Source organism: Staphylococcus sp. LKG4-2, from assembly GCF_050955665.1.
In the GTDB taxonomy this organism is placed as follows: Bacteria; Bacillota; Bacilli; order Staphylococcales; family Staphylococcaceae; genus Staphylococcus; species Staphylococcus saprophyticus.
The window spans coordinates 1,809,241-1,835,773 of record NZ_CP194532.1; the positions used below are offsets into that span (position 1 = coordinate 1,809,241).

Consider the following 26,533-nt stretch of genomic DNA (forward strand, 5'->3'; position numbering starts at 1 on the left):
AGTGATTTTTCGTGTGTCGCACACTTAAAATATGTTAGCACATTGCTAGTCTTTTTTCAATTGCTTTTTGTATCTTTCTACAATATCTTTTTCTTCAACTGTCATTGGATACCGTTCTAATAAATCTGGTCGTTTTACAAATGTACGTAGAATTTTTTGTTCATGTCGCCATCGATCAATATGAGCATGATTACCTGAAAGTAATACATCCGGTACACTCATCCCTTTATATTCTCGTGGTCTTGTATATTGTGGGAATTCTAATAAGCCATCTTGGAATGAATCATCTTCATGAGATTGTTGGTTACCTAAAACACCTGGTAATAATCTCACTATGGCGTCTGTCATCACCATTGCAGGTAATTCGCCTCCCGTTAATACATAGTCTCCCATAGAAATCTCGTCTGTAACTAAGTGTTCACGTATTCTTTCGTCATAGCCTTCGTAATGACCACAAATAAACACTACATGTTCTGATTGGCTTAGTTCATTTGCTATCGCTTGTGTAAATGGTTTGCCTTGCGGACACATTAAAATCACTCTTGTGTCATCTGTTTTTTCAATACTTTCCATTGCATTAAAAATGGGTTCAGGCTTTAATACCATGCCTTGACCACCACCAAAAGGATAATCATCCACTTGATTATGTTTATTTTCTGCAAAATGTCTAAAATCAACTGTATTGACTGTTAACATATTTTTATCTTGTGCACGCTTTAAAATGGATTGGTTTAAAACACCATTAAACATTTCTGGAAATAAAGTTAGAAAATCAATCTTCATTAATCCAACAATCCTTCCATTGGTGTAATTTGAATACGTCTACCCTCTACATCAATATCCTTAACAACATCAGCGATATATGGAATCAAGTACTCTTTGTCACCTTTAACTACCCACACGTCATTTGCGCCTGTTTCGAAAATTTCTGTAACGCGTCCAATTGGTGTATCATCGTCATCAAATACAGTGCAACCAATGATATCTGAATAATAAAATTCATGTTCACCGAGTTCTATTTCTTCATGATCTCGTTCTTGCATAATGGTTTCACCTTTTAAATATTCAATATCATTAATATTATTAATGCCTTCAAATGTCAACATATGAAGACCTTTATGCATACGATAAGAAGCAATTGTGAATTCTAATGGCTCTTTATTTTTACGTTCAATAATTACAAGCTCTCCAGGCTGAAAGCGTGTTTCTGTAAAATCTGAATTTGATTTTACTTTTATTTCTCCTTTAATACCATGTGTATTAACAATTTTACCTATCTCTACCTTCATATACGTGCCTCCACTATTATTTATCTATTAAAATTGATTATGTATGCTATGATTTGTCTTATTATTATAACATGTGAAGTTATACGCAGTGACACAAATACAATATTCATGTAATGACATTTTTAAAATATCAACTTGCTTATATTATTATCGATAATGTCTATAAAAAAAGAGTACCCTTCAAGGTACCCTTACAAATCATATATTTGTTTATTTGTCGAAATCCTATTTTTGATCGTCAAATTTCTTCAAGATGCCTTCTCTTGATAAGATATTATGAACTGTATCAGTTGGTTTCGCACCATTTTTTAACCATTTAAGTGCTAATTCTTCGTCGATTTTAACTTCAGCTGCATTCACATTGTTTGGGTTGTAAGTACCGATTTGTTCGATATTACGACCGTCACGTGGTGCACGAGCATCAGCTGCTACGATACGATAGAATGGATTTCTTTTTGAACCTAAACGTGTTAAACGTAATTTAACTGCCATTTATATTCGCTCCTTTTGTTTTCATAGTTTTTATTTTCTACAAGAAATAATAATAACAGTAATTCAATAATTTGTAAAGAGTTTCTTCTTTACCAATTTCATTATTACGCAAAATTCTTTTTCTACTTTAATTCTTGGGAAGCCACATCTCCTTAATCACCCTTAACTTGACATAATTCACTAAAAAATATACATTTAACTTAAATTACATAACAAATGCACTAGGGGTGTTTCTAACTGAGATGAGTCTGACTCAAACCCTTTGAACCTGATCTAGTTTAAACTAGCGGAGGAAAGTGTGAAGTCTAGCATATTTCAATATTTTGAAGTACTTTGATACATATGTCGATATTCATTATACACAACCTTCTTTCAGGAGCGTTGTGTATTTTTTTATAGAAAATAAGGAGTGTATAAAATGAAAAAAACTGTAATTGTAACTGGTAGCAGTCGAGGATTAGGTGCGACAATCGTGAACACATTAGCACAACAAGGACATAACGTTGTCATAAACTATCACAACAGCAGACAAGCTGCACAACAACTTGTAGATGAAATTGGAACTCATCAATCAATCGCTATCCAAGCAGATGTTACAAAACGCAATGAAATAGACGCGTTAGTTGAGAAAGCTACGCAATATTTTGGTCACATAGATGCTATAGTCAATAATGCACTTGTTGGCTTTAAATTTGACCCTGTTCAACAACAAGCATTTGTTGACCTTACATGGGAGGATTATCAACAACAAATTGATGGTACATTGAAAGCTGCTTTTAATTTGTGTCAAAGTGTTATACCTCAATTCATCGAAAGACAAAATGGCCATATCATTTCAATTGGTACAAATTTATTTCAAAATCCTGTCGTCCCTTATCATGAATATACAACAGCTAAAGCTGGTTTGATTGGTTTTTCACGCAATTTAGCTGCAGAATTAGGTCAATATGGTATCACATCTAATGTCGTTTCTGGCGGCTTATTAAAGACAACGGATGCAAGTGCAAGTACCACTACTGAAGTATTCGATTTAATTGCTCAAACCACTCCAATAAAAAAGGTAACCGCACCACAAGATGTTGCTAATATGGTTGCATATCTCGTATCAGATGAAGCAAATGGCATCACAGGTCAAAATTTTACAGTCGACGGTGGCTTAACAATGAACTAATAAGGAGGACTGAGTCATTCAATGACACAAGCACAACATTTAAACATTGGTGTACTTATCTATGCTTGTGGCCATCACCAGGCTGCATGGCGTATGCCACATTCAAGCATTGAGCGTATTGGTGATATTACTTATTATCAATCATTAGCAAGAACTGCAGAACAAGGCTTATTTGATGCCATATTTTTTGCTGACAATCAATCTTTTCCAGCTAGTTCGAAAAGTGATATGCCTGCATTTTGGTTTGATCCCCTCGTTAATTTAGCAGCAATATCGCAAGTTACACAACATGTGGGCCTAGTTGCTACGATATCTAGTACATTCTCCAATCCATTCACAGCTGCTAGACAACTACTCAGTCTAGACCATATGAGTCAAGGTCGTGCTGGTTGGAATTTAGTAACGTCAATGACTGATATGGAAGCTGCTAATCATAGTATGGACCATTTACCTGAACACGAGGAACGCTATAAAAAAGCAGATGAATTTGCACAAGTGATGAATCGTTTACTCGAATCATGGTCATTGGATGACTTTTTACACGATAAAGAAGATAATAAGTTAATCAATCCATCAGCAATCAACGCTATTAATCATGAAGGAGAACATTTCAATGTCCGTGGACCTTTAACAACCCCAAGTAGCCCTCAAGGGAAACCCATTGCAATGCAAGCGGGCGCCTCCGATCCTGGTATCGCATTAGCAACTAAATATGCTGATGCAGTTTATGCTGTTGCTTGGAATTTCAATCAAGCTAGCGCTTTCAAGAACAAATTAAATCAAAAATTGATACAAGAAGGTAAGCCCAAAGATAGTTTGAAAGTATTTCCTGGATTAGTTACATATGTCGGACAAACTTATGAAGAAGCTTATGCAAAAAAACAAAAACTCGATGAATCTTTAGAAGTTGATACCGCTTTAAATCAATTAGCCTTTTTTATTCGTCAAAATTGCCATAGCTGGGATTTGGATGAACCGGTACCACCATTACCACCTGTCGAATCTTTTAAAGGACCTAAAGGACGCTATCAAACTGTGCTAGAAATCATTAAAGATAAAAATCCAACATTACGTGAGTTATTAGGTTATTTAAGTGCTGGAGGTGGGCATTTAACACTCATCGGAACACCAAAGGATATTGTAGATGAAATGGAACGCTGGTTTGACGCGGGTGTTGCGGATGGTTTTAACTTAATGCCTCCAGAATTTCCAAATAGTTTAGAAGATTTTGTCGATGATGTTGTGCCTGAATTACAAAAACGTGGATTGTATCGTACTGAATACGAAGGTACAACATTTAGAGAAAATATTGGAATTTAATAGTGATTCAACATCGTACGCTTTCTATTAGTTTATAGATTGGATGTAGCACAAAAAAAGTAGTAATCCACGACTCTGCTGTGGATTACTACTTTTTAATTATTACTCAATTTAAGAAACACATTTTAAAACGGTAAATTCATACCATTCATCATATTTTCCATCTGTTTACGTTTTCCTTTTTTACCTTTGCCGCCACCGGAAAATTGTTTCATCATTTTCTTCATATCATTGAATTGTTTCATCAATCTGTTAACTTCTTGAACTGAACGTCCTGAGCCTTTAGCGATACGTTTTTTTCGAGATACATTTAAAGTATCTGGATCGTTACGTTCACTTGGTGTCATGGATTGTATAATTGCTTTAATATGATCGATTTGCTTTTCATTCATATTAAGTTTATCGATACCTTTCATCTTGTTCATACCCGGTATCATTTTCATAATATCATCTAAAGGACCAAGATTTTTCACTTGATCAAGTTGTTCTAAAAAGTCATCTAAAGTGAAGGAAGACGTGCGCATTTTCTTTTCTAAATCTTTTGCTTTGTCTTCATCTACATCTTGTTGTGCTTTTTCTATTAGACTTAGTACGTCACCCATACCGAGAATGCGAGATGCCATACGTTCAGGGTGGAATGGTTCTAAACCGTCTAATTTTTCACTCATACCAACAAATTTAATTGGTTTTTGAGTTACGGATCTAATGGATAACGCAGCACCACCGCGCGTATCACCATCGAGTTTAGTTAGCGTTACACCAGATACCTCTAATTGTTCATCAAAGGATTGTGCAACATTAACTGCATCTTGACCTGTCATTGCATCCACGACAAGCATGATTTCATCAGGTTTTGTGATTTCTTTAACATCACTTAACTCTTGCATTAAAGCTTCATCAACGTGTAAACGACCTGCTGTATCAATAATAACAAAGTCTAAATGTTCTTCTTTAGCATGCTTAATTGCATTTTCTACAATTTGCTGCGGTTTGACTTGGTCACCTTCGCTATAAACTGGTATATCAATCTGTTTACCAACTGTTTGCAATTGATCTATTGCAGCCGGACGATAAATATCAGCAGCTACCAGCATAGGTTTTTTATTGTATTTTTTACGCATTAATAATGCGAGTTTACCTGCAGTTGTTGTTTTTCCGGCACCTTGTAAACCAACCATCATCACAACAGTAGGTGGTTTATTTGCCATCGTAATTGTTGAATTTTCCCCACCCATTAATTGGGTAAGTTCTTCTTGAACAATTTTAATCACTTGTTGTCCAGGTGTTAATGATTTCATAACATCTGAACCTAAAGCTCTATCTGATACAGTTTTGACAAAATCCTTTACAACTTTAAAGTTAACATCGGCTTCTAATAATGCGAGTCTAACTTCACGCATCATTAGCTTAATGTCTGCTTCTGTCACTTTACCTTTACCACGGATTTTTTGCATCGTTCCTTGTAAACGATCGGATAATCCTTCAAATGCCATATCAAATACCCTCCTTTTTGTTCTCTAATTAATCTAAATCTTCAAGTGCTTGAATATATTTTTTTATTTGTTCTGGATCATTAATATGTTGTTTTATTTGTTCATATAAGTTCTGTCTTTGTTCAAAATTTCGATATAATCCCAATTTTTCCTCATAATCTTCCACTAAATCGCCAGTTCTTCTTATGTTATCATACACTGCTTGGCGACTCACATCAAATGTATTAGCTATCTCACTCAATGAATAGTCTTGCAGGTAAAATAATTCTAAATAATTTCTTTGCTTCTTAGTGAGCAAGGCTTGATAAAAATCAAACAAGTAATTCATACGAATTGTTTTTATTAAATCATTTTGACTCATCAGATTGACCTTCAATTTCGTTCGATTGTTCATCAGTTACATCATCGACTTCTTCTACATTTTGCTCTATCATATCAGCAAACAGACCATATACATAACTTTCAGGATTGAATGGTTGCAAGTCATCTAATTTTTCACCTAAGCCAACATATTTAACTGGTATGTGCAATTCATTACGTATCGCTAATACAATACCACCTTTAGCAGTTCCATCTAGTTTAGTTAACACAATCCCTGTTACATTAGTCACTTCTTTAAACGATTTAGCTTGTGATAAGGCATTTTGTCCAGTTGTTGCGTCTAAACATAACAGTACTTCATGTGGTGCTTCAGGTACTGCACGGCTGATAACACGTTTTACTTTTTCTAATTCATTCATCAGATTAGATTTGTTTTGTAGACGACCCGCTGTATCACAAATTAAAATATCAATGCCTTTACTTTTCGCTGCATTAATTGCATCGTACATCACAGCAGCAGGATCTGAACCTTCATTTTGACTCATAACATCAACGCCAACGCGTTCTCCCCATACTTTTAACTGTTGGATTGCGCCTGCTCTGAAAGTGTCACCTGCAGCAAGCATAACTTTTTTACCTTCAGCTTGGTAACGATGAGCCAACTTACCAATTGTAGTCGTTTTACCTACGCCATTTACACCAACCATTAAAATAACATTCAGACCTTCGTTTTCTATATTCATGACTTCTGAGTGTTCATCATCTTGATGGTATATTTCAACAATTTTTTCTACGATAACCTCACGTAAATCTTCTGTTTCTGATATATTACGTTTTTGTGCTTCTTCTCTTAATTCTTCAACTAACTGCATAACTGTATTAAAACCAACATCTGCAGTAATTAACATTTCTTCTAATGCTTCAAAGAATTCTTCATCTACTTTACGGTAACGTGCGATTAAGTTGTTTAGTTGTGCTTGGAAATTTTCTCTTGATTTTTCTAAACCTGCTCTAAATTTCGCACCTAATTGTTGTGCCTCTATCTCTTCAAAATCCTCTATAGAAATTAGACCATCATCATCAAAATCGGCTTCTTTTAATTTTTTAGGTTTTTTCTTTGGTTCGTCTTCTTTCGTTTGATCCGTATCTTGTTGTTCTAATTCAGATAATTGCTCTAAATCTTCTTGCTTATTTTCCGCTTCTGATGAAGAAGCAAATTTATCTTTTAACCGTTTGAAAAAGCTCATACTTGTTCCTCCTTAATGACTTCATCAATTGTATTTAAATTAACACTCACTAATTTAGATACGCCAGATTCTTGCATCGTCACACCATATAATCTATCTGAAAATTCCATTGTGCCTTTACGATGTGTAATAACTATAAATTGAGTCTGATCTGATAATTCTTTTAAGTATTGCGCGTAACGTATTACATTAGCTTCATCTAAAGCGGCTTCAACTTCATCTAAAATTACAAATGGTGCTGAGCGTACTTTAAGTATGGCAAATAATAATGCGATAGCACTTAGTGCTCTTTCCCCACCACTTAATAACGATAAGTGCTGTAGTTTTTTACCAGGTGGTTGCACAATAATATCCACACCCGCTGATAAATAATCATCATCAGTAAGGCGTAGTTCTGCTTGTCCACCACCAAAAAGAGATTTAAACACATCAGCAAAGTGGCCTTGTACTGCATGGAACGTTTCTTTAAAACGATCTTTTACTTCTTGATCCATTTCATCAATCAATTGTTCTAAAGTTAATTTAGCTGCTCTTAAATCAGCACGTTGTTCATCTAAAAACGTATAGCGCGTATTAATTTCTTCAAATTGCTCAATTGCATTCAAATTAACAGGCCCTAGTTCTTCTATTGACATTTTTGTTAATTTTACTTTTTTACGTAATACATCAATCGCTTCATCTAATTCATATAATTCACTTGCACGTTCATAAGTTAAATGATAATCATCGCTCAAATGGTCAATCGCATGATTGATTAACACATCCAAACGTGACTGTTCTGCCTTGATATCTTGATAGCGATTTTCAATAGATAATATATCTTGGTTAGCCTCTTGAAGTTTTTGATCTGTCTCTTCAATTGTATCATTCAATTCTAGTCTGCGCGATTTAACGTCTTCTATATCAACAGTAAGTTTTTCTTTAGTAACCTTACTTTGTTCAATATGACTTTGAATCGTTTCAAATGCTTTTTCCCCAGTCATTTCATCTGAGTTAAATAATTTAATTTGCTCATCCAATTTTTCTTGTTGCTTCTCTACACTTTCCAATTGTTTAGTGATTTTTGTAAGAGATTGTTTTTGGGCATTTAAACGTTCTTTTACGACAGCTAAATCTGACTGTTTTTGATGTAATTGTTGTTGGGTTTGAGTGGTGCTTGCTTTACCTTCTTTTGATAATTTAGTGTAAAGATTGATGTCTTCTTCAAGTTTAAGTAATTGCGCTTTAATTTGGTCAAGTCTTTGTTTCTTTTCTGTTAACGTCTGCTTACTTGCTTCACTTTGATAACCATCATTTTTTTCGAATTCAAATTCTTCATGTTCATCTTTCAAATGTGCTTCACTTTTTCTCAAACGGTCTAATTCTAATTCAAAATCATGTAATCTTTGTTTTGCAGAATTATATTGTTGACTTGTTTCAAAATAATTTTCACTAATTTGATCTGACGCTTCTTTAATTGCTTGAAATTGCTTTTCGAATTCAATGGTTTGTTGTTGATAGTCTTCTAGTTGTGCTCGCATTTTAGCTAGATCATCTTTTTGTGCCAATATGCTTTTAGTTTTACGATCACCACCACCAGTCATCGATCCACCTGGGTTAACGATATCGCCCTCGAGCGTAACAATTCTAGTGCGATAACGAATTTTTCTTGCTAACTCATTTGCATTTTTTAATTCATCGACAATAATGGTGTTTCCTAATAAATTTTGTAATACATTCTGATAATCTGAATCGACTTGGATAGCCTCTGATGCAATATTAATGAATCCTTGGGACGTTTTTGCAGAATTTAAAATATCATTCGCAATATGTCTTGGTTGTATCACATTTAAAGGTAAAAAGGTCGCTCTACCCAATCCATTTTGTTTAAGATATTGAATCGCTTGTCTGCCATCTTTTTCAGAATCTACTATTACATGTTGTAAAGAGGCGCCTAAAGCTATTTCAATCGCTTTTGTTAAATCAGAAGGTACTTGAATAACTTCAGCAACTGCCCCTCGTATACCTGTAAGTTGTTTGTTTTTAGCTTTCAGAATATGCTTTACACCATTAAAAAAGTAACTATATTCTTCTTGTTGTGTTGCCGCACTATCAATACGAGACTTTAACTTTTCATTAAAACGATATGCTTGATGTAATTTTTCTTCATATTCACTACGTTGTTGTTTTAATTGTGTTAATTTACGTTCGTATTCATTCAATTGTTGTTCTGCGTTTTTCAGTTCTTTTTTCGTTGTTGTGCTTTGCTTTTCTGCCTCATTAATATCAGATTGAATATGCTTTAATTGTTCATACGCCTCTACTAACCTTGAATCTAAACGTGATTGTTTTGATTCATTTTCCTGTATCGTATGTTCTAAAAAGCGAATATCATTATTTACATCTGATTGTTCAGACATAAGTTGATAATATTCATCTTTAATGGTTTCAAGTTTTTCATCATGTTGTTCATCAGTAACATACAATTGTGATTCTAAATATTGCACTTTTTCATTTAATTCTTTTTGTTGAGCTTTTAATCTATCGATTTCTAACTGAACTTCTGTCTTCTCTTTATTTAAATTCTCAGCTTGATTTAATAGACTTTCTTGTTCTTCTTCAAAGCGTGCATTCGTTTCCGATTGATTTCTTTTTCGTTCTTCCAATACATTGAGCTGTCCTGTGAATTTTTCTACTTCTTCAGTTGCTTTGACCAACTCGAAATTTAATGACTCGATGCGTATATCTAATTGTTGTCTTTCAGCTTTATATTTATTTAAAGATTGTGTATGTTGTACTTTTTCAGCATCCTTTGTTGCCTGCTGACTTTTTAAATGGTTTAAATTATCATCTAATTCATTAATATTGTCACTATATTGTTTTATATCATGGACCGTTACTAAGACGTCACTTTTTTCCATTTCTTTGGATAAGTGTTTGTATTCTTTTGCAATCGCGGCTTCTTCACGTAATGGTTCTACACGACCTTCTAAGTCATAAAGTATATCTTCTACGCGTGACAAATTATCTTCTGTTTGATCCAATTTTTTAACAGAAGTTGCTTTTCTTTTTTTATATTTTAAAACTCCAGCAGATTCTTCTAATATTTGCCTTCTATCTATAGGCTTAGCATTTAATATTTCGTCTACACGTCCTTGCGAAATAATACTGAACGCTTCTTTTCCTAACCCTGAATCTAAAAATAAATCAATGATATCTTTCAATCTTGCTCTATCATTATTCAAATAATATTCACTTTCGCCACTTCGATACAAACGACGTGTAACTGTTACTTCAGTTGAATCAACTTGTAACTTTCCAGAACTATTCTCTAATTTCAATTTTACTTCTGCATAATTTTGAGCTTTTCTATGCTCGGCGCCTGAAAATATAATATCTTCCATTTTGGCGCCACGTAATGATTTAGCTGACTGTTCACCTAACACCCATTTTATCGCATCAGTAATATTACTTTTACCGCTACCATTAGGTCCAACAATTGCTGTTACACCTTCATCAAATTGGACATTTGTATGTTCAGCAAATGACTTAAAACCAAAGGCATCTATAGATTTTAAATAAACCATACTATTCTCCTTTAAATATTCCTGACTGTTCTACAGCACGGGAATGAAATGGCTAATTCATTTTAACTTCATTCGCCATTCATAACACTTATTCCATCTTATTATGATTAACTTAATTATTTAATCTTAGCTGTATATTTAAAAACGCAATTTTTCATTATATAAATGCTATGTCATCATTAATCATACTTATAACTATGATATTTCCATCTAGTGAATCATGATGTTTAAACGCATCCAATGTTAAGCGTTTTTATTTTTCAATATTTTATATGCACGTTCTGCAGCTTTTTGTTCAGATTCTTTTTTTGTTTTACCTTTGCCTTCTGCTACGGCATCTTCTTCTAGAATCACTTCAGAAGTAAAAAGACGATGGTGCGCCGGTCCTTCTTCATTTATCAGACGATATGTGACATCTCCCTTATTTTGTCTATGTACATATTCTTGAAATTGCGTCTTAAAGTCTACAACACCGTCCAATTCATCATCTTCCACATATGGGAAAATGATTTGTTCAGAAAATTGCCAGACTGCCTCTAATCCTTGGTCTAAATACAACGCTCCGACAAATGCTTCAAACGCATCGGATACAAGTGAAGGTCGTGTTCTACCACCTGTCTTTTCTTCGCCTTTACCTAATAAAATTAAATCGTTGAGCTGAATTTTATTCGCAAATATTACAAGTGAGGGCTCACAAACAATTGTTGCACGCATTTTAGTCAAATTACCTTCAGGCAATTCTGGGTATTTATCAAATAAATAGCGTGAAACCGTCAATTCTAATACCGCATCTCCTAAAAATTCTAATCGCTCATTGTGGTCAAGCCTGTTCATATTAAAGTCATTGATAAAGCTTGAATGAGAAAAAGCTTGTTGATATAAATCCACTCGGTTAAAATCTAAATTTAATTCTTGCATCTTTTTTTCAAACTTATTTTGGAATGTTTGTACCATTTCTTTCTTTTTTTTATTGGTCAATCTAGTTCCTCCTCAGAAATAGCGCTAGGATTCTGTATACCTTTATATTTTACGTTAAATCACATCAAAACTAAAGAAAAAACTGTTGTTTTTCGCATGTAAAACAGCGACAAGTCATGGATGTAGTTAATATCGAAGGTACAAAAAATCATGCGTTAAGTTTCATTGATTCTATCAAAAAAACAAAAAATCTGAGCCGTAATGACAACGACTCAGATATTTGTTTATTATTTTTCAATACTGTTGATAAATTTAACTGCGTCACCAACTGTGTTGATTTTTTCAGCTTCTTCATCAGGAATTTCAGTACCAAATTCATCTTCTAATTCCATAACTAATTCAGCGATATCAAGTGAGTCAGCGCCTAAATCATCTTTGAAAGATGCATCTTCAGTTACTTTTTCAGCGTCAACACCTAAACGGTCAACGATGATATCTTTTACTTTGTCGAAGTTTTCCACGTCGATTCACCTCCTTTAAAAGTCTATTGATAGACTTTTATATTTTCCCATTTTATCAATTGAAATACAAGTAGTATTTCAATTGATACACTAGAAATACACATAATCTACTAAATTTGACAATTATACCGTATCATGACGCATGTGTCAGACATCCAAAATGACATTTTACTTAAAAAATATAATCAGTCATACCACTATTGTTTAAAAGCTTGTAGCGATGATTATTTTTTCTAAATCGACTTACATGTACATGCCGCCATTGACATGAATCGTTTGTCCAGTAATATATTTTGCCTTCTCTGAAGCTAAAAACGCTACAGTATTGGCTATATCAGAATCTTCACCAAATTTAGCTAATGGAATTTGTTCTAACATTTGTGCTTTGAGTTCCTCACTTAAAGCATCTGTCATATCAGAAACAATAAAACCAGGTGCTACAGCATTCACTGTAATATTTCTAGAAGCTAACTCTCTAGCTGCTGATTTAGTCAATCCAATTACACCCGCTTTTGTAGCAACATAGTTAGCTTGTCCAGGATTACCTACTGCACCCACGACACTTGATAAGTTAATAATTGAGCCACTCTTTTGTCTTAACATTTGTGGTGTTACTTTTTGAATACAATTAAATACACCTTTTAAATTTGTATCAATGACATCGTCCCATTCTTGTTCTTTCATTCTCATTAATAAATTATCGCGTGTGATACCTGCATTATTAACAAGCACATCTACTGAACCAAATTGGCTAACGACTTCTTTAATCATCGCTTTAACTTCGTCACCATTTGCAACGTTTGCTTGAATTGCAAAAGCTTCAACGCCTTTAGCTTTGATTTCTTCCACAACAGCGTCTGCTTTTTCTTTATTTCCAGCATAGTTCACTGCAACTTTATAGCCTTCTTCCGCTAATTGTATAGCAATACTGCGTCCTATTCCTCTTGAAGCACCTGTAACCAATGCACTTTTAGTCATTTTCATTCCAACCTTTCACATCTTCTAATGTTTGAATTGAGGTAACTTTTACATTTTTATTAATTTTTCTAATTAATCCTGAAAGTACTTTACCAGGACCAATTTCGATGAAATTATCAACACCTTGTTCAATTAACCACTCTGTAGAATCAATAAATTGAACTGGTGAATATAATTGTTCAATCATATGCGCTTTAATTACATTTGCATCTGTTTCACCTTGTGCATGCACATTTTGTACAACCGGGAATTGAGCATCAGACCACTCAAACTGGTCAATAAAATCTGCAAAATCATCTTTGATAACTTGCATCATTGATGAATGGAATGGACCTGAAACTGCTAATGGCATTACACGTTTAGCACCTAGCGATTTCCCTTCTTCAACTAACTGATCAATCAATGATTTATGGCCAGATACAACAATTTGACCCGGTGAATTGATATTAGCTGGTTCAATAATTTCACTCTCTGTAGAAAGCTGTTTACAAATTGCGTCAACCGCTTCATAATCCAGTCCAAGTACGGCTGCCATACTACCCACACCATCTGGAAAGGCTTCTGCCATAAGTTGACCACGTTTTCTTACAATTTTTACTGCATCTTCAAATTTCAATACACCACTTGCAACTAAACTCACATATTCCCCCAGACTATGTCCCATAGTATAATCTGCATTTAAATCATTAAGGGCGTTTAATAAAGCTGAACTATGCGTTAATAAAACTGGTTGCGTATTTTCTGTTTGGCCTAACTTTGCTTCTTTATCTGTAAACATCGTTTCTAAAATATCAAAATCCACAGCGTTTTGGGCTTGATTTAAAATTGTAGTCGCTGCTTCATTATGTTCGTATAAATCATTCGCCATACCAACTTTTTGAGAACCTTGACCTGGAAAGATAATTGCCGTTTTACTCATTTTCTGTACCCACCGTTTCTTTCATTGTTTTCACAATTTCTTGTTCACCAGCAATTTTTGCCTGACGAATTGCAGAATAGAATGCTTTTGCACTTGAACTGCCATGTGCTTTTACTACCGTACCATTTAATCCTAACAATACTGAACCACCATATTCTGCATAATCCATTTTTGTCATTAAACCGTTCAAGTCTTTGCGTAAAATCAGTGCTGCCATTTTATTTTTAAAACTACTTAACAGTGTAGATTTAAACATTTTACCCATTGCTTTTGCAACACCTTCTAGATTTTTAAGAATCATATTACCTGTATAGCCATCAGTGACTACAACATCAGCAACATCATTCATTAAACCTTTCGCTTCGACATTACCTGTAAAGTTAAAATCATGTTGATCTTCCATTAAACGGTATGCTTTCTTAGTTAAACTATTACCTTTCGCTGCTTCTGTACCAATATTTAACAAGCTTACAGATGGTTCAGCAATACCTCTAATTTTTTGAGCGTAAATATTACCCAACTGAGCATATTGCAATAAATGTTCTGCTTTTGCATCAGCATTAGCACCTACATCCATAAATACAAAACCTTTACCTGATACAGTCGGTAGCGTAACAACCAATGCAGGTCGTTCTACACCTTTAATACGACCAACGATGAATAGTCCAGCAGACATCAGTGCGCCAGTATTACCAGCAGAAACACATCCATCGGCTTCACCCGACTTAACTGCTTCAGCCATACGCGCCATAGAGCTGTCTTTTTTACGTTTAATTGCTCTTACTGGTTCATCATCCATCGTGATAGATTCCGTACAGTGACGCACTTCTACACGATCATGTTCTAATGTACATTGCGATGAATCTCCAAATAAAATTATTTCTAAATCTTTAAAATCATTAACCGCTTTTTCAACAGCTTCCAAAACGATTCCAGGTGCATCATCTCCACCCATCATATCAATCGCTAATTTAACCATTTTGTTCATCCTCACTTGTATAATACATTTTGAAAGTTCCTTTAAAAACGAGCGTATCTTTTACATATGATCGCACTTTTATCGTATAAAATTTATCTCTAATTTCAATAGTTTGTGCATCAGCACGTACCGTTTCATTTAATTTTACTGTTTTTATAAATGTTACATTACTATCTCTTGTTAAAACAACTGGTTTATGTATCAGTGCCACACACAGGGAGTTTGCTTGTGCGAACAATACATGTCCTCTAGCAATTTTATTTCTAGTAAACACAGATTTTTCGTCTATTCTTATAATTGAAGTGGCAGTTTGATCAGGTTGTACATTGATTACATCCCCAATAATTTCACTACCTTCTATAGAGCGAATACTTTCGTAATTTTCTTTTGCAACAGTTTTAATGCGTGTTCTTAGCTCAGGAATATTTAAATGTGTACGATCAAGTCTAATCGTTTGAATACTCACCGAGAACAAAACACTTAAATCTAAGTCAGTAATAAAAGGATTTTTCTCTATTTCATTTTTTATTTCATTACGTCGTTCTTGTTTTTTTAATTTCATCGCATTCAAACTCCCATGTTTTTAGTACCAAGTCTTAAACATTCCTAACATATCATAACACTTTCTATTTCATTTGCTCAACAAAAAACATATGCTGTCGCTAAATTAAATTTGCTTTAGCATTAGCTCAATTTAATAATAAGTTTTTTATATAGTATCAAAAAAACTCTTTTAACATTACTATTTTATTACAAATGTAACAATTAAAAGATTATTTGTAGTGCACTATTGAAATAAAAATATTTGGAACGTATAATTCAAAATAATTTAAAGGGGTGTGATATTTTATGTAAATAAATATTTATATGAAAAGCAATTGTTTCTAAAGCCAAAAGATTAATAATTAGGAGGGTTACATGATGAAGAAATTGATTACCACAACACTCTTAACATGTTCACTGATATCTGTCACATCATTACAAGCACACGCGCAAGAAAACAATAGCATCAAACCAGAAAGTCTCAAGAAACCCATAAATACAAAAGTTCATAATGATCAAGATGTAAAAGCATATTTACAAAATAATGCATCAAAGATTATCAAGGAATCTAAAGAATCTGGAAATGCTAATGTTCAAGATAATGCATTTGAGCAATATGAAATTACAGATAAACAACAAGACGCTACTGGAATCACTCATTATACCTTGAAACCCAAAGTCAATGGTATAACTGCTGAAGATAGCGCATTAAAAGTTCATGTAAACAAACAAGGTGATGTCACTTTAATAAACGGTAGCATTGATAAACCAACTGTCAAGGTTGACAACGAAGTGAAAATTTCTGCAGTTGATGCTGAAAATAGCGCATTTAAAGCTATAGGAAAAAACAAGGCAGATGTTAACAATATCAAAGGCTATGATATCGTAAATAAAAACAAATTAGATATTAACAGCGACAGTCAAAAACTTGTATACGATGTTGAATTAAACTATATTTCACCTAAGGCCGCTCATTGGAAAATTCAAGTCGATGCTAGCACTGGAGAAATATTGAATAAAGAAAATGTCATCAAAAATGCCTCAGCAACAGGAAAAGGTACAGGCGTGAACGATGATGAAAAGTCACCATTGAATTTAACAGAGAATAATGGTGAATACACATTAAAAGATACAACGCAAAATGCAGAAATGCATACACAAACTGCTAATAATACTACAGATGATTTTTCAGAAATCACAAACGATAGTAATAATTTCGACAAGGAAGAACACAAGGCTGGCGTAGATGCACATTATTATGCTAATGAAGTGTATAACTATTATTTAGATAAACATCATCGTGATAGTTATGATAACGCCGGAGGAAAGATTGACTCTGTCGTACACTATGATAAAGATTACAATAATGCTGCGTGGACAGGGCAATATATGATATACGGTGATGGTGATGGACAAACCTTCAAAGCATTATCAGGAGCCAATGATATCATCGCTCATGAATTAACACATGCCGTAACTGAGCGTACGTCTAACTTAAAATATCAAGATCAATCAGGCGCTTTGAATGAATCATTTTCAGATGTATTTGGGTATTTTGTAGATCCAGATGACTGGTTAATGGGTGAAGATGTATATACAACTGGAACTGAAGGAGATGGTCTTAGAAGCTTAAAAGACCCTGAAAGATATAATCAACCGGCACACATGGATCAATATCAATCAGGTAGTCAGGATAATGGTGGTGTACACACAAATAGTGGTATTCCTAACAAGACTGCATATCTGACAATTAATGAAATTGGAAAAGATAAAGCTGAACAAATTTACTACCTTGCATTAACTCAATATCTGACGCAAAATTCAGAATTTTCAGATGCTAAAACAGCTTTAAAAGAAGCCGCAAATAAACTTTATGGTGATAATAGCGCTGAAGCTGACGCTATTGATAAGGCTTGGACAGAAGTTGGCGTAAATTAAAAAGCCTGTTAGATAATTAATTATCTAACAGACTCCCACAATAAATCATATTCTAACTTCGGATGGCATTCGTAAATAATTAAATTATTTACGAGTGTCATTTTTATTTAGAATATAATAGAAAGTATACAATGGATTTGCATGAAATACAAACCAACAATTTTTAATCAAAACTCATATACAATAAATTTTCTTCAATAAAAGATTTTAATATATTATATTGTGGTTCAAAGAAGACACCCGACTGTATTAATTCGGCGGCTTCATCTCTAGCAACTTCTAGCATTTTATAATCTTCCACTACATTTGCAACCAAGAAATCAGGTAAACCGCTCTGCTTTACACCAAAGAAATCGCCTGGCCCCCTCATTTCTAAATCACGTTCACTAAGTTCAAAGCCATCTGTAGTCTGGGTCATGATATTCATACGTTCAATACCTGTTTCTGTTTTCGGTGATGCGATTAATACACAGTAACTTTGTTGTTCACTTCTCCCCACTCGTCCACGCAATTGATGTAACGTAGACAAACCAAAACGATCAGCATCATATATCATCATAAACGTCGCATTTGGCACGTTCACACCTACTTCAACTACCGTTGTTGACACTAATATATCAATTTCATGATTGCTAAATCGTTGCATCACTTCATCTTTCTCATCTGAATGTAATTTACCATGAAGCAGACCAACCTTTTCAACTCCATAATATGATTGCAATGATTCATATAATTCAACAACATTTTGTACATCTTCAAGATGCTCTGAACTTTCAATCAGTGGGCAAATGACATAAGCTTGTCTACCCTTCTTCAGTTCTGAAGTCATTTGATTTAATACACTTTCATAAGCCTCATGCTTAGACCAAGAAGTGATGATTGGTTTTCTACCTTTAGGCAATTGTTTAATTGAAGAAACATCCATTTCACCGAATACTGAAATGGCTAATGTTCTTGGTATCGGCGTTGCTGTCATAAATAAGACATTGGTCATAGCACCTTTTTCTCTTAACAACTGTCGCTGATTAACACCAAAACGATGTTGTTCATCTGTAATAACAAGACCCACATTATTAAACTTAACATCATCCTGAATTAATGCATGTGTTCCAATGATACAATCAATTTCATTATTATTCAGTTGTTCTAATAACAGCTTCCGTTTTTTGCCTTTAACAGAGCCAGTCAATAAAGCCACGTTCATTCTATCACCAAATAGGTCAACTAAACTTTCTGCATGTTGCTCCGCTAATATTTCTGTCGGAACCATTAAAGCTGACTGATAGCCTGCTGTTTTCAAGGCATACATACAAATAGCAGCGACAACTGTTTTACCAGAACCTACATCGCCTTGTAATAAACGATGCATGCGAATGGGTGCTTTCAAATCTCTGAATATTTCATTCACGCTATGTTTCTGAGCGTCTGTTAATTCAAACGGTAGACTATCTATAAAATGTTTAACTAAATTAATATCATAGTCTACGTCAATTGCTTCATCTGATGTTTTTTCAAGACGATTCAACCACTGCATTCTTAATTCAAACATAAATAATTCTGTGAAAGCATATGTTCTACGTGCTTTCAGTAAAGATGCTTTATCAGTTGCAAAATGCAAAGCTTTAATTGTATCTTCTAAAGTTTCTAATTTGTATTTTTTTCTTAAGTCTTCAGAGAGCCATTCTTGAATCGTCACCTGATCTAGTACCTGTCTAATCATATCTCTTAAAGGCTTTTGTTTAATACCTTCTTTAATGCGATATACAGGTTCATATTGTCCGCTCTCATCCATTTGTTGGCTAAAAAACATTCTGTTACCGTTGATTTCTTGCTTTGCTCTATTCCATTTTCCTTTGACTGTTACGGTTCCATGTAATTCTATTTTCTTTTTTAAATAAGGCTGATTGAAAAATGTGCATTTCACAGCAATTTGGTCGACCATGATATGTACTGTTAATTTAGATTTATTACGACCAAAAAAAGCGACAGTTGGTGTTGAATAAACTTCACCCACCACTGTCACTATCGCTTGATCTTCAGCTTCATTTAAGTCAATTACAGTATTATCTTCGTAACGTGTTGGTAAATATAGAATTAAATCTTCAACAGTATGAATATTTAATTCATTCAATACTGCTAAGCGTTTCCGACCTAATCCTTTTATTTGAGATAATGGAAATGGACTTTCAATTAAATTGACTTTTGACATAATTAATCACCAAATATTTCTTGTTTTAGGCGCTGACCCGTAGGTGTACCTGCTAAACCTCCACGACCTGTTTCACGTAGAGCGGATGGCATCGTTTGACCGATTTTATACATTGCTTCAATCACTTCATCTGTAGGAATTCTTGAAGTCACACCTGCCAAAGCCATGTCCGCAGATACGATTGCGTTTGATGCACCTGCAGCATTTCTCTTAACACAAGGTACTTCTACTAAACCAGCTACTGGATCACATACTAAACCTAGCATATTTTTCAAACAAATTGCAAAAGCTTCAGCTGACTGTTGCGGCGTTCCACCTGCAAGTTCTACAGTTGCTCCAGCTGCCATCGCCGCAGCTGAACCGACTTCTGCTTGACAACCACCAGCAGCACCTGAAATAGATGCATTATTGGCAACAACAAAACCAAATGCACCTGAAGTTAATAAGAAATTTAACATATCTTTTCTTGATGGTTCTAAACGCGGTTTAAGACCAAATAACACGCCTGGTACAACACCTGCAGAACCTGCTGTAGGTGTTGCACAAATTTTCCCCATAGCTGCATTGACTTCATTTGTCGCAACAGCTTTACTAACTGCGTCTAACAAAGTTGGTCCTGCGAGTGATTTCCCCGTTTTCAAATATTCTTTAATTAGTACAGCATCTCCACCAGTGAGCCCTGTTGTAGATGTAACCCCTGCTAAACCTTCGTCTAAAGCATTCTCCATCGTTTGTAAGTTTTTGTCCATATGTGCATAAACATCTGCTTCAGATAGTCCTGTAACTTCCATTTCTTGTTCAAGCATAATTTCATGGATTTTTTTATTTTGCTCTTCACACATTTCTACTAATTCTTTCACACTTTTAAACATGCAATACCTCCATTAGGCGTCTCCCATGAGTGAAACCGTCACTACACCATCGACGTTTTTAATTTTCTCTATTGTTTCATCATTCACTGCATCATCTAATTCACAAGTCATTAATGCTTGATCGCCTTTTTCTTTCCTAGATACTTGCATACTACCTACATTAATACTTGAGTCTCCCAGTATATTGGCTACACGACCAATAGTACCAAACGTATCTTTATGGAATACAAGTAATGCCGGGTAATTACCACTAATCGCGATATTGAATCCATTGATTGCTACTACTTCAATTTTTCCGCCACCAATTGAAACACCCTCAACGGATATTTCTTTGTCTCCATCACGCATATTAATAATAGCCGTGTTCGGATGTGATCTTTCTTCTGCCATTTCAATAAAGTTGACTTTCATCCCAGCTTCCTCAGCAGTTTCCAAACTTGTTTGTATACGATCATCATCAGTATCGTAGCCTAACAAGCCACCGACTAAAGCAACATCAGTGCCATGTCCTTTATATGTTTCCATAAATGAACCATAAAGATATATATCAGCTTGTTTCGGTAATTGATTAAATAAGTCTCTAGCTACTAAACCTATTCTCACTGCGCCTGCAGTATGAGAAGACGAAGGGCCTACCATTGTAGGACCAATTATATCGAAGACTGTTTTATATTTCATAATTATACCCCACTCTTATTTTTAATGTTTCTAAAGTGTTGCGCTTTCATTCTTAAACATCTTGTTTATTATAACAAGTTCAATAAACATTATAAACCAAAACTGGTTGTATTGTTCTTATTAAATGCAAAATTAAATTGCTGACAACCTTAAAACCATTTAAAAAATGTCATTATTTCAAAAAAATATGGAAGTAAGAATTAATCAAATTTTAAAATCTGATTTTCTCACTCCCATCTGTAACATGACTGATATAGTCGATGTTTTTCCTTTTGAAGTCATATACTATTGTATAAATGATACTCTTTTAAGATTCTAATGCTGTGATTTATATTATTCTACAGAAAACAAATATTGATAAACAGGTTGTTGACCATCATGTTGTTCTAATTCAACGTCTGGATATGTTGCTTCCATCCAATCTTCAATGTCTGAAGTAACTGTTTTATCAGCATCCATACCAACGATCATCGTAATGATTTCACTATCTTCATTAATCATTTCTGCCATTAATCCCTTAACCGTTTCAAATTGATCAGCATGACTTGTTACAATTTTATCCTCAATCAAGCCCATAAATGCGTCTTTTTTAATTTCAACACCATCAATTTTAGTATCTCTCACAGCGTATGTCACTGAACCAGAACGTACTGCTTCTAAAGATTCCACCATTCTTGATTTATTAGATTCGAGTGAATCAGTTTCATCGTAATTAAATAACGCAGCAATGCCTTGTGGTATTGATTTGGTCGGAATGACTATAGTATCAGCTTCTACAATTTCAGCAGCTTGTTCACTAGCCATTAGAATGTTTTTATTATTAGGTAAAATGATTGCACGTTTACATTGTGATTGTTCAATAATCTTGACAATATCTTCTGTTGATGGATTCATTGTTTGTCCACCACTAATCATGTGTGTCGCACCCATTGACTTGAAAATCTCTGAAATACCTTCACCCATGGAGATTGCAATGACTGCAGTGTCGACTGCTTGCGTTTCTTCTGTAGATATTGCTTTGCCACCGTCATGTTCTTTTTTCACAACTTCACGATGTTGTTCACGCATATTTTCGACTTTTAACTTAATTAATTCACCATACTGTTGACCATAGTTAAATACGTCACCTGGTTTTTCTGTATGCACATGCACTTTAACAATTTCCTCATCGTTGATAACTAATAAAGAATCCCCAAACTGGCTCATGTCTTCTCTAAAATTCTGCTCATCAAAGGTTTTTTTATTTTTTCCAAAACGAACCATCATTTCAGTACAATAGCCATAAACGATATCTTCCGTATTAATTACGCCATGAAAATCATGTTCTTCATTAACTAAAGACTCTTTATTTAATTTTGGTGACTGTGCAGATACCGTTTCACCTTTTAATGCTTTTAAAAATCCAGCGTAAACAATAGCTAAGCCTTTACCTCCACTATCTACAACACCGACTTCTTTTAATACTGGTAATAAATTCGGTGTGTTTTCAAGTGAGACTTCTGCTTCTTCGAGAATGTAAGCCATTAATTCAATACAATCGTCGGTTTCTTCTGCCTTTTGTATAGCTGCATCAGCTGCATCTCTTGCTACTGTTAAAATCGTTCCCTCAACTGGTTTCATGATTGCTTTATACGCTGTATCTACACCTGCTTTAAAACTTTCAGCAAATTGTTTAGCATTAATTGTTTCATATGTTTCTAAACTTTTACTAAACCCTCTAAATAATTGTGACAAAATCACACCAGAGTTCCCTCTAGCACCCATCAATAAACCTTTAGAAAATGTCTTACCTAGTTCACCAATTTGTTGAGATAAATTGTTTTCGACTGCTTCTCTCCCTGATGTCATCGTCAAATTCATATTCGTCCCAGTATCTCCATCTGGTACTGGATAAACGTTCAATGAATCAACTAAGTCTGCATGATTTGATAAATTTTGCGCCCCTTGTATAATCATCTCGGCAAATAATTTACCATCTATTTTGCTTACCATTGCGTAATGTCCTCCTAGTTTTTCGTGCCATTATTAATGCGCACACCTTGTACAAATATATTGATTGAATTTACTTTTATTTTTAATGTTTGTTCTAATGTATATTTTACTGTTGATTGTACATTGCTAGCTACTTCAGATATTTTTGTTCCAAAGCTTACAATAATGTACATATCTACGTCAACAACGCCATTATCTTCTCGTACAATGATACCTTTAGCATAATTTTCATGTCCGAGTATTTCTGCAATGCCATCTCTAACTTGTTGTCTAGAAGCCATGCCTACAATTCCATAACATTCTACTGCTTTACTACCCACAACTGAAGATATTACTTCGTTTGAAATGTCTATACTACCGTAATCATTTGTGATTTCTAATGTCATAAAATGGGCCTCCTAAGTTTATGGTTATATCATAATCGTCAATAATAAACAATGCGTTTTGATTATCTTATTAAAAAAATACTATATTTATCCACAGTTTACAATTATACCATAATTTAATATTAACAAAAGTATTACTCATGTAAACGAAAAATTTTTCTCGTTTTATTGCTATCTATACTTATTTGTGGTACATTATTCGAGTATGTAGTAGATACGTGTATTTATATTTATTAAAGGAGGTACTTTCATGGGCAAACAATGTTTCGTAACAGGTCGTAAAGCTTCAACTGGAAACAATCGTTCTCACGCTTTAAATTCTTCTAAAAGAAGATGGAATGCTAACCTTCAAAAAGTTAGAATTCTTGTAGACGGAAAACCTAAAAAAGTTTGGGTTTCTGCACGTGCTTTAAAATCTGGTAAAGTAACTAGAGTTTAATAAATATAATGCACGAAAAGACTAATCCTTATGTGGAGGATTGGTCTTTTTTTATTTCATTTTCTTTTAGATATCAGCGTATATTTAAAAATCCTCATTTAATCTTTACTTCGAATCATCAATACACTGCCTTCAATTATTTCTATATTCCCACAAGATTGACTTAATTCATTTGAAATAGTAAGCGTTGAACCAAGTTTCAGTGTTTCATTTTGTAAGTTATATTTAAAGCCTTTCAATGAAATTACAGTTGGATAGATGACTGGTATAAATGAAATATATGGAAATTGTTCACTATACGTCACATTAAACTGACCTTTTTGTATAAATTGAATTTCATTTGTATCATCTATTAATTTAATGTTGATATTCATTTTTGTATATTCCGGTTTTTCCAGTATTTGTAAGGCGCCCATGAAATGATCTAGTCTACCGCCCGTCGCACCATAAACATCAATATTTCGATAGCCACGCTTTACTGCTTGATCAATACCTAAAGCTAAATCTGTGTCATCTTTTTCAGAATTATAAGGATTTATCTCTATCTGTTGTTGTATAAAGTTCCTCTCTGAATCAGAAATAGAATCGAAATCACCGACTGCAAATTGAGGTGTAATCCCAGATTCTAGCAAGATCAAGGTGCCTCTATCTATACCAATCCAATGTTCATGTTTATGTTCCACTAAAATATGCTTGGGCAAATTTCTATTGCCACATAATAAATTGGCTTTCATCTATGTCAACCTTTCAATGTGTTAGTTACCGTTTGATAATCATCGTGTTTAAAAAAGTATGACCCTGCAACTAACATTGTCGCACCATGGTTAACTACAGTTTCAACAGTGTTATTGTTAATACCACCATCTACTTCAATATCAAAGTTTAAGCCTTGCGCTTTTTTGATTTCAGATAATTGATCCAGTTTTTCTACGCAATCATTTATAAATGTTTGACCACCAAAACCAGGGTTTACTGTCATAACCAATACATAATCTACCATTTTTAATACCGGACGAATTGAATCAACTGGCGTCCCAGGATTAATCACCACACCAGCTTTTACATTTTTATTCTTAATTTGTTCAATCACTCTGTGAATATGGGGTGTTGCTTCAACATGTACTGAAATCATATCAGCGCCATGCTCAGCAAATAATTCAACATATTTTTCAGGTTCTTCTATCATAAGATGCACATCAATAGGTAAATCTGTACCTTTACGTACTGAATCCAATATAGGTAGTCCGATTGAAATGTTAGGTACAAATTGTCCATCCATGACGTCAAAATGTACCCCATCAACGCCTGCCTTTTCTAAAGCAGTTAACTCTTGTTGTAAATTCAAAAAATCTGCTGATAATAATGATGGATATAATTTTGCCACTTAATATCTTTCCTTTCTATTTGAAATTTCTTTAAATAGCTGTAAATAATGATCGTATCTAAACTGGGCAATATTGCCATTTTCCAATTCAGCTTTAACATTACATTTCGGTTCATTAATATGGTTACAATCTCTGAACTTACATGTCGCACCATATTCATGTATTTCCATGAAATAATTTTTGATTTCATCTTTTTGTATATGATCATAATCCACAGCACTAAAGCCTGGCGTATCTGCTATAAAGCCTTTAGCTCTCTCAAACAATTCAACATGACGTGTTGTATGACGACCACGATTTAACGCTTTAGAAATGTGTTGTGTTTCAATCTCTATATTAGGAAAATATTTATTCAATAACGTTGATTTACCAACACCTGATTGACCACTCAACACAGCTAAACCATCACCCCAACTTGAAAAGACTTGTTCAATATCTTCATTAATACTTATGAATTGTGTTTTATAGCTCATATTCTCATAAACTTCTAGCAATTTTTCAATATCGTGTTGTTTTTCCAAAGATGTCAAATCTTTTTTAGTTACAAGAATACGCGGACGCATATGATAAGAATGCGCAATTACTAAAAACCTATCTAGTAACTGTGTAGAAAAATCTGGTTCTACAGCACTCATTACAATAATGAGATGGTCGACATTACTAACAGGCGGTCGCTTTATTTCATTTTTTCGTTCATGTACATGATGTATATAACCTTCCGTTACATTTTCTACTTCAAAATCAACGACATCACCTACAATAGGTGAAAATTTATTTTTTCTAAAAAGGCCACGTGGTTTTGTATCATACATTTCACCGTCTACATCAACTCGGTAAACACCACTGATTGATTTTATGATGCGTCCTGTTTTCACTT

The 26,533-nt window shown here is 34.1% G+C and carries 25 protein-coding genes and 1 riboswitch; of the genes, 4 read left to right on the forward strand and 21 right to left on the reverse strand.

Going from position 1 to position 26,533, the window contains the following annotated elements:
- Positions 1-45: 45 nt before the first annotated feature.
- The 3 genes from trmD to rpsP all read right to left on the reverse strand — a co-directional run bounded on the left by trmD (position 46) and on the right by rpsP (position 1,781).
- Entirely contained in the window at positions 46-783 is a 738-nt protein-coding gene (gene trmD, locus ACM6UH_RS08895) for a tRNA (guanosine(37)-N1)-methyltransferase TrmD (RefSeq protein WP_002483482.1), read from the reverse strand.
- Positions 783-1,289, reverse strand: a complete 507-nt coding sequence (gene rimM / locus ACM6UH_RS08900; protein WP_002483483.1) for a ribosome maturation factor RimM — start codon at positions 1,287-1,289, stop codon at positions 783-785. The genes trmD and rimM overlap by 1 nt, the downstream gene beginning before the upstream one ends.
- Before the next feature lie 225 nt (positions 1,290-1,514).
- Positions 1,515-1,781 (reverse strand): 30S ribosomal protein S16, encoded by a 267-nt coding sequence (rpsP, locus tag ACM6UH_RS08905; RefSeq protein WP_002483484.1) that lies wholly within the window; start codon positions 1,779-1,781, stop codon positions 1,515-1,517.
- A gap of 213 nt (positions 1,782-1,994) precedes the next feature.
- A riboswitch (TPP riboswitch) is annotated at positions 1,995-2,093 on the forward strand.
- A gap of 106 nt (positions 2,094-2,199) precedes the next feature.
- Here rpsP and ACM6UH_RS08910 point away from each other — a divergent pair.
- The gene (locus tag ACM6UH_RS08910) at positions 2,200-2,952 is read left to right on the forward strand and encodes a 3-oxoacyl-ACP reductase (RefSeq protein ID WP_011303277.1); all 753 of its coding nucleotides are present in this window, start codon (positions 2,200-2,202) and stop codon (positions 2,950-2,952) included.
- Positions 2,953-2,973: 21 nt separating this feature from the next.
- Positions 2,974-4,272 carry an LLM class flavin-dependent oxidoreductase gene (locus ACM6UH_RS08915; protein ID WP_048787219.1) on the forward strand — a complete coding sequence of 433 codons (1,299 nt, stop codon included), beginning with the start codon at positions 2,974-2,976 and terminating at the stop codon, positions 4,270-4,272.
- Between the two features lie 125 nt (positions 4,273-4,397).
- Here the strand turns inward: ACM6UH_RS08915 and ffh are convergent, their stop codons facing one another.
- The 10 genes from ffh to fapR all read right to left on the reverse strand — a co-directional run bounded on the left by ffh (position 4,398) and on the right by fapR (position 15,776).
- A complete protein-coding gene (gene ffh / locus ACM6UH_RS08920; RefSeq protein ID WP_011303279.1) occupies positions 4,398-5,765 on the reverse strand; it encodes a signal recognition particle protein in 1,368 nt (455 codons plus the stop codon).
- A 28-nt stretch (positions 5,766-5,793) separates the two neighbouring features.
- Positions 5,794-6,126, reverse strand: coding sequence for a putative DNA-binding protein (locus tag ACM6UH_RS08925; RefSeq protein ID WP_011303280.1), 333 nt, complete (start codon positions 6,124-6,126; stop codon positions 5,794-5,796).
- Entirely contained in the window at positions 6,113-7,333 is a 1,221-nt protein-coding gene (gene ftsY, locus ACM6UH_RS08930; RefSeq protein ID WP_011303281.1) for a signal recognition particle-docking protein FtsY, read from the reverse strand. The genes ACM6UH_RS08925 and ftsY overlap by 14 nt, the downstream gene beginning before the upstream one ends.
- Positions 7,330-10,899 (reverse strand): chromosome segregation protein SMC, encoded by a 3,570-nt coding sequence (gene smc / locus ACM6UH_RS08935; protein ID WP_047503582.1) that lies wholly within the window; start codon positions 10,897-10,899, stop codon positions 7,330-7,332. Before smc ends, ftsY begins: the two co-directional genes overlap by 4 nt.
- 243 nt (positions 10,900-11,142) lie before the next feature.
- Positions 11,143-11,853, reverse strand: a complete 711-nt coding sequence (rnc, locus tag ACM6UH_RS08940) for a ribonuclease III (protein WP_002483491.1) — start codon at positions 11,851-11,853, stop codon at positions 11,143-11,145.
- Positions 11,854-12,104: 251 nt separating this feature from the next.
- A complete protein-coding gene (locus ACM6UH_RS08945; protein WP_002483492.1) occupies positions 12,105-12,338 on the reverse strand; it encodes an acyl carrier protein in 234 nt (77 codons plus the stop codon).
- Positions 12,339-12,581: 243 nt separating this feature from the next.
- Positions 12,582-13,316, reverse strand: a complete 735-nt coding sequence (fabG, locus tag ACM6UH_RS08950; protein WP_002483493.1) for a 3-oxoacyl-[acyl-carrier-protein] reductase — start codon at positions 13,314-13,316, stop codon at positions 12,582-12,584.
- Positions 13,309-14,235, reverse strand: coding sequence for an ACP S-malonyltransferase (fabD, locus tag ACM6UH_RS08955; RefSeq protein ID WP_061046346.1), 927 nt, complete (start codon positions 14,233-14,235; stop codon positions 13,309-13,311). Before fabD ends, fabG begins: the two co-directional genes overlap by 8 nt.
- The gene (plsX, locus tag ACM6UH_RS08960; protein WP_002483495.1) at positions 14,228-15,214 is read right to left on the reverse strand and encodes a phosphate acyltransferase PlsX; all 987 of its coding nucleotides are present in this window, start codon (positions 15,212-15,214) and stop codon (positions 14,228-14,230) included. The genes fabD and plsX overlap by 8 nt, the downstream gene beginning before the upstream one ends.
- A complete protein-coding gene (fapR, locus tag ACM6UH_RS08965; RefSeq protein ID WP_011303287.1) occupies positions 15,207-15,776 on the reverse strand; it encodes a transcription factor FapR in 570 nt (189 codons plus the stop codon). The genes plsX and fapR overlap by 8 nt, the downstream gene beginning before the upstream one ends.
- 356 nt (positions 15,777-16,132) lie before the next feature.
- On the opposite strand from fapR, the gene ACM6UH_RS08970 reads away from it, so the two are divergent.
- A complete protein-coding gene (locus tag ACM6UH_RS08970; RefSeq protein ID WP_069803794.1) occupies positions 16,133-17,695 on the forward strand; it encodes a M4 family metallopeptidase in 1,563 nt (520 codons plus the stop codon).
- Between the two features lie 163 nt (positions 17,696-17,858).
- Here the strand turns inward: ACM6UH_RS08970 and recG are convergent, their stop codons facing one another.
- The 5 genes from recG to ACM6UH_RS08995 form a co-directional block, all read right to left on the reverse strand.
- Positions 17,859-19,904, reverse strand: a complete 2,046-nt coding sequence (gene recG / locus ACM6UH_RS08975) for an ATP-dependent DNA helicase RecG (protein ID WP_048787284.1) — start codon at positions 19,902-19,904, stop codon at positions 17,859-17,861.
- Between the two features lie 2 nt (positions 19,905-19,906).
- A complete protein-coding gene (gene sdaAA / locus ACM6UH_RS08980; protein WP_002483499.1) occupies positions 19,907-20,776 on the reverse strand; it encodes an L-serine ammonia-lyase, iron-sulfur-dependent, subunit alpha in 870 nt (289 codons plus the stop codon).
- Between the two features lie 12 nt (positions 20,777-20,788).
- On the reverse strand, positions 20,789-21,454 hold the full coding sequence (gene sdaAB, locus ACM6UH_RS08985; RefSeq protein ID WP_011303291.1) for an L-serine ammonia-lyase, iron-sulfur-dependent subunit beta: 666 nt from the start codon (positions 21,452-21,454) through the stop codon (positions 20,789-20,791).
- Between the two features lie 333 nt (positions 21,455-21,787).
- On the reverse strand, positions 21,788-23,446 hold the full coding sequence (gene fakA, locus ACM6UH_RS08990; protein WP_048787285.1) for a fatty acid kinase catalytic subunit FakA: 1,659 nt from the start codon (positions 23,444-23,446) through the stop codon (positions 21,788-21,790).
- Positions 23,447-23,460: 14 nt separating this feature from the next.
- Positions 23,461-23,832, reverse strand: a complete 372-nt coding sequence (locus ACM6UH_RS08995) for an Asp23/Gls24 family envelope stress response protein (protein WP_002483502.1) — start codon at positions 23,830-23,832, stop codon at positions 23,461-23,463.
- A 250-nt stretch (positions 23,833-24,082) separates the two neighbouring features.
- Between ACM6UH_RS08995 and rpmB the strand changes: the two genes are divergently transcribed.
- Complete coding sequence (gene rpmB / locus ACM6UH_RS09000; RefSeq protein WP_002483503.1) at positions 24,083-24,271, forward strand: 50S ribosomal protein L28; 189 nt, start codon at positions 24,083-24,085, stop codon at positions 24,269-24,271.
- Positions 24,272-24,369: 98 nt separating this feature from the next.
- On the opposite strand, the gene ACM6UH_RS09005 is transcribed toward rpmB, so the two are convergent.
- The 3 genes from ACM6UH_RS09005 to rsgA are packed head-to-tail and all read right to left on the reverse strand — an operon-like array spanning position 24,370 to position 26,531.
- A complete protein-coding gene (locus tag ACM6UH_RS09005; RefSeq protein ID WP_037538558.1) occupies positions 24,370-25,005 on the reverse strand; it encodes a thiamine diphosphokinase in 636 nt (211 codons plus the stop codon).
- Between the two features lie 5 nt (positions 25,006-25,010).
- The gene (gene rpe, locus ACM6UH_RS09010) at positions 25,011-25,655 is read right to left on the reverse strand and encodes a ribulose-phosphate 3-epimerase (RefSeq protein WP_011303294.1); all 645 of its coding nucleotides are present in this window, start codon (positions 25,653-25,655) and stop codon (positions 25,011-25,013) included.
- Positions 25,656-26,531 (reverse strand): ribosome small subunit-dependent GTPase A, encoded by an 876-nt coding sequence (rsgA, locus tag ACM6UH_RS09015; protein WP_048787286.1) that lies wholly within the window; start codon positions 26,529-26,531, stop codon positions 25,656-25,658.
- Positions 26,532-26,533: the final 2 nt, after the last annotated feature.